General features: G+C 39.3%; 8 protein-coding genes. 4 read left to right on the forward strand and 4 right to left on the reverse strand.

From position 1 onward, the window contains the following. The 3 genes from PX481_RS04260 to PX481_RS04270 all read left to right on the forward strand — a co-directional run. A partial coding sequence (locus PX481_RS04260; RefSeq protein WP_502705785.1) for a type II toxin-antitoxin system VapC family toxin occupies window positions 1–252 on the forward strand: 252 nt, incomplete at its 5' end. 2 nt (window positions 253–254) lie between these two features. Continuing rightward, complete coding sequence (locus tag PX481_RS04265; protein ID WP_002762165.1) at window positions 255–470, forward strand: tetratricopeptide repeat protein; 216 nt, start codon at window positions 255–257, stop codon at window positions 468–470. 332 nt (window positions 471–802) lie between these two features. Continuing rightward, window positions 803–1,066, forward strand: a complete 264-nt coding sequence (locus tag PX481_RS04270; RefSeq protein WP_002762167.1) for a type II toxin-antitoxin system Phd/YefM family antitoxin — start codon at window positions 803–805, stop codon at window positions 1,064–1,066. Between the two features lie 274 nt (window positions 1,067–1,340). On the opposite strand, the gene PX481_RS04275 is transcribed toward PX481_RS04270, so the two are convergent. From PX481_RS04275 to PX481_RS04290, 4 genes are all read right to left on the reverse strand, one after another. Then, a complete protein-coding gene (locus PX481_RS04275; protein WP_002739026.1) occupies window positions 1,341–1,565 on the reverse strand; it encodes a type II toxin-antitoxin system HicA family toxin in 225 nt (74 codons plus the stop codon). Then, a complete protein-coding gene (locus PX481_RS04280) occupies window positions 1,565–1,777 on the reverse strand; it encodes a type II toxin-antitoxin system HicB family antitoxin (protein WP_271954314.1) in 213 nt (70 codons plus the stop codon). The genes PX481_RS04275 and PX481_RS04280 overlap by 1 nt, the downstream gene beginning before the upstream one ends. A 359-nt stretch (window positions 1,778–2,136) precedes the next feature. Further along, window positions 2,137–3,330, reverse strand: a complete 1,194-nt coding sequence (locus tag PX481_RS04285) for a Coenzyme F420 hydrogenase/dehydrogenase, beta subunit C-terminal domain (RefSeq protein ID WP_288093768.1) — start codon at window positions 3,328–3,330, stop codon at window positions 2,137–2,139. 115 nt (window positions 3,331–3,445) lie between these two features. Further along, window positions 3,446–4,363, reverse strand: a complete 918-nt coding sequence (locus tag PX481_RS04290) for a histone deacetylase family protein (protein ID WP_002762171.1) — start codon at window positions 4,361–4,363, stop codon at window positions 3,446–3,448. Between the two features lie 160 nt (window positions 4,364–4,523). Between PX481_RS04290 and PX481_RS04295 the strand changes: the two genes are divergently transcribed. Next, window positions 4,524–4,757: alpha/beta fold hydrolase (locus PX481_RS04295; RefSeq protein ID WP_288093769.1), on the forward strand; the 234-nt coding region annotated here is incomplete at its 3' end.

Raw genomic sequence — 4,757 nt, forward strand, 5'->3', positions numbered from 1 at the left:
AGACGAAAAACCTTACAAGTTATTAGAGGCTTACAAAATAATCCCCAAATCTTAGTTATACCTCAAACTCATCAGACGTTCCAATCAGGATTAGATTTATATCAAAATCGTCCAGATAAAGATTACAGCTTAACAGATTGTATATCCATGCAAACAATGCGCCAAATGAATATAAATGAAATTCTTACCCACGATAAGCATTTTACGCAAGAAGGATTTTTCATTTTATTTCAAAATATAGAGTTACATTAGAATTGAGACAACAACTACTAGGAGACAATCATCCCCATGTGGCAACTTCCCTCAACAATTTAGCACACTTGTACTACTCCCAAGTTAGGTACACAGAAGCGGAACCTCTCTATCTAGAAACGATTAATATTTTCAGGGAAAGATTAGGGGAAAATCATCCCCATACTCAAACGATTATGGAGAATATAAAACTATGTTGTCCCAACTCTGGCAAGTAGAATTAAGATAGAGTTTGAATGCTTTGGAAAAGAGGGTCTGTAGGCGCACAGATTTTCCATTATGAATATAGTATCATGTCAAGTCGCCTTTGTCAAGAGAAAATTTAACAACATCCAGAAAAACGTTATTGTAAGGGTAATTCATGAATTACCCCTACACCTATTACCTAGTCCAGTAACGCACCACCTAATCATCGACTATGATTGAATTAATCACTGATGACTACAATGATGGATAATTATAGGAGGATGCTGTCTGGACTGTGATTAGGAGAGATTGTTAAATCCCTACAATAATTTTTATTATTTCATCATCAAAAAAAGGATTAATTATGATCAAAAAAATTAAAATCGCCGATGCTCAAACCGATTTACCAAGTCTCGTTAAATCGGTTACGGAAGATAACAAAATTTATGCCATTGAGAATCAGGAGGACTCTGTAATTTTGATTTCCCAAAAAAACTATGAAAGTTTACAAGAAACTATCGAATTACTCTCTATTCCCGATTTAAGAGAAAGCTTACAACTATCTCTACAGCAAATTAATGAAAATGAAACCTATTCTTTCGAGGAAGTCTTGGGAGACATTGATTAATGGTTTATGAAGTCAGCATACAACACAATCATAGTATTCATTCAATCATTCCAATCAAAGTTTAGACTGATGATGAACAGAAGTTAATCTATATTCATCGTGCTAAAACTCATTATGGCGAATAAACTAGACCTTGAAAATTCTTGAAAACTAGGGTTTGCAAGCGCACGGATTTTCCATTATATATATAGCATCATGTCAAGTCGCCTTTGTCAAGAGAAAATTTGACAACATCCAGAAAAACGGGGACATGAAGCTTAAATCAAGATGGGAATTACAGCAGACGAATAAATTCTTCTTGTGTCAGTTCAGCATCGCGTAAAATTTTTAGGAGTAATCCTTTCCCGACAGTTTTCCCCCGATGAACCGGTACGGTGACAACTCTTCCATCTTCATGTTTTAAGCGCAGATGACTTCCTTTTTGTCGGATAGATTGAAACCCTATTCTCGTTAAAGCTTTGATAACTTCATCACCGGTTAATATCGGTAATTTTGGCATCAGATAGACACCTTTTCAATTCCAACAAACTTCGACACATCTTCAGGATTGTCATCTTCCAAGCAAAGTTCAATCACTTCCCTGATATTCTTCATCAATTCATCAATCGTTTCCCCTTGACTGTAACAACCCCGAAGTTGAGGAACTTCCCCAACATAATATCCATCCTCATCTCGTTCAATGACAACATAAAACTCTCTTTGATGGTTCATGGTTCTCAATCCTTAAAAAAATTATCGCTATCTAAGCTTTTATTGGCGATTATTGAGACTTGAAAATAGGGTCTGTAGGCGCAAGGATTTTCCATTATGAATATAGTATCATGTCAAGTCGCCTTTGTCAAGAGAAAATTTGACAACATCCAGATTTAGTCGTAACGCATCACCTATCATCGACTATGATTGAATTAATCACTGATAACTGATAGCTGATAACTGATAACTGATAACTGATAACTGATAACTGATAAGAGATTGTCGAAGAAGGGGTGAACATTCGGGGGATAACCTATGGCTGAAACCGTAGATTTCCTATCCGAATGTTGCGCCCCTACTTTTTCAGCATACCCTAATTAATCGGGCAATTTATACTGTTCCACAATCTTTTTAGCATATTCAGGAACATGAGCCGCTAATTTTTCAGGATAATTACGTTTAACATAAAGGTAATTACGGGTAAAGTGAGAATCGATAGAAAAGCGAGCATATTCTAACCCTTTAGGCCCGATTTTTTCAATTACTACTCCCATCATTTTTGCCGCCCACATCGGCAAGGTTACACCTTTATCATAGGCAGGAATGCTATTTTGTACCGCCTGTTTTCTATCACCACTAGACATAACATCTTGGGTGTCTAATTGATCTTTAACTAACTCTAACATTTCCTTGCCCGTATCATTACGAACCATAATCCATTGCCAGCCAAAAGGTGCGCCCATATAGCCCACAACTAAATCAGCAAGGGAGTTAACATAATCAAAACAAGTCATACAGGAAGGGGCAAAAACATCCTTTAATTTATTAGTTTTTAAGCCAAAAAAAGGAACCATTTCCATCGAGCCATCTTCGTGTTTAAAGTGTACCCTAAAATCCTGCATAAATTCGTAGTGAACCACAGTTTCTGGGGAACGACTGGTAGTTTCTAGAAACTTTTGCAGTCCTGAGCGGGTGACATTATCGACGCAGGGAGTTCCTAAGACATATAACTTTTCCAAGCCTAATTTTTTTTCTACTGCTCTTAGGGCTTGAATTTGACAACCAACTCCGATAACTAATAACCGTTTCATGCCCGATTTTTCAATTTCTTCTAGGACTGATAAATTGGGAGAAAGAGTCGGTTTATTGACTTTAGCGGCGAGAATTTCTTCCGTGGTACGAGCGAGAATCGGCTGCGGTTGAAAGCGATCCTCGGCGGTATTCTGCACACAAACCACCCCTTCTACTAAACCACGATCGAGCATTTCACAGGCAATTGTACTGACGATTCCTGTCCATTGCGCCCCGGGGATAGCTTGTTTTTTCTTGGCAGCCATCATCTCTTGATGAACACCAAAATAGAGATCATTTTCCTGATTTAAGTCGCGACTTTTGCCGTGTGCTGCTGCTTCTAAATCAGCGATTTGTTGATTGAGAAAAGCACAAGCTTCTTTAACATAGTGAATATAATAAGTGTCACAAAGTCCGCACTCGCTACACAATTCTTTGGCAGGACGACGACTATTGGGCTTGAGGGCTTTGGCTTTTAGGTGTGGCGCAAGGGAGTTCATAATCTTAAAAGGCAACTAGGTCAAGGGTTTTTTTCTATCGATCGTTTACCTTACCGCATTAGATCGCTTTGTTACCAATCTTTTTAAAGAAATGTAACGATTACCCGGAATAGGATCAGAGCAAAGCTTCTAAGGTGGCGACGACGGAAGCCGCTAAAGTTTCTAAATCATAACCACCTTCTAAGCCGAAAAGCAGCGGTTTATTGAGAGTTAAGAGGTATTTGGTTAAAATTCCATAATCTTGTGGGTGTAAACAAATTCCCGCCAGAGGATCCGCTTGATTGGCATCATATCCAGCACTAACAATCACTAAATCCGGTTGAAAATTTTTCAGAAAAGGTATGACTTGCCCCTCAAAATGTTCTTGATAATCTTTAATCGTACTTCCCGCCGATAAGGGAATATTTAAAACATTATTAAACTCCCCTTTTTCTCTCGCTTCTCCCGTGCCGGGATAAAAGGGGAATTGATGAAGGGAACAATAGGCAATCTGGGGATGATTTTCGACTATATCCTGGGTGCCATTGCCGTGATGTACGTCCCAATCGAGAATCGCTACTTTTTGCACTCTTTTGTTTTCCAAAGCATAATAAGCGGCAATAGCAGCATTAGAAAACAGACAGAAACCCATGCCATAATTAGAAGTGGCATGATGTCCGGGGGGACGGGCTAAAATAAAGGCAGGATCGCCAGTAGATAAGACTCGATCAACTCCATCTAACCAGCCACTAACCGCTAGTAACGCCACATCGTAACTACGCGCAGAAACGGGAGTATCAGCATCCAATCTTCCTCCGCCCTGTTGACAAATTCGCCGCAATCTATCAACATAATCTTGATTATGAACTTGTTTAATCAAAGGGATTACTTCGTCACGAATTTCGATCGGTGTCGGTAAATGCCATGTTAATTTTGACTGCCATTCTGTTTGTTTTAAAGCCTCGACAATTGCCGTTAAACGCGCCGCTTGTTCGGGATGGTAAATACCTGTATCGTGATCGAGAAATTCATCGGAATAGATAATCGAGATCATAATCAAATTACTGCTTAACTCGTTGATTTTTGAGCAACCCAATGGTTTTAATCTACCAGAAAAGCAGCGGCTTGAGCGGCTATAGTGAAAAAACTTTACTGATTGGGTCACTTTTGCCAGATGATGCAATTATCTTTCCCCAAGGTGACAGGAGGCAAAAATGCTGACAAATTTTCGGAAATTTCAACTAGAAGTTAATGGCATTACTATCAATGGTATCAAAGGTGGGCGCGGTTTTCCGCTGCTTTTGCTGCATGGTTATCCCCAAACCCATCAAATGTGGCATAAAATCGCCCCCCGATTAGCGGCTAATTTTACGGTGATCGCCACGGATCTGCGCGGCTACGGGGATAGCGATAAACCCTTACCCCTAGAGGATTCTAGCAATTACTGC

It is taken from the genome of Microcystis sp. M53603_WE2, from assembly GCF_030065435.1.

Bases quoted from the DNA above. Each gene is read 5' to 3' on its own strand.
- PX481_RS04275 (WP_002739026.1), bottom strand. From the start codon at position 1,565: ATGCCAAAATTACCGATATTAACCGGTGATGAAGTTATCAAAGCTTTA.
- PX481_RS04280 (WP_271954314.1), bottom strand. From the start codon at position 1,777: ATGAACCATCAAAGAGAGTTTTATGTTGTCATTGAACGAGATGAGGAT.
- PX481_RS04290 (WP_002762171.1), bottom strand. From the start codon at position 4,363: ATGATCTCGATTATCTATTCCGATGAATTTCTCGATCACGATACAGGT.
- PX481_RS04270 (WP_002762167.1), top strand. From the start codon at position 803: ATGATCAAAAAAATTAAAATCGCCGATGCTCAAACCGATTTACCAAGT.
- PX481_RS04285 (WP_288093768.1), bottom strand. From the start codon at position 3,330: ATGAACTCCCTTGCGCCACACCTAAAAGCCAAAGCCCTCAAGCCCAAT.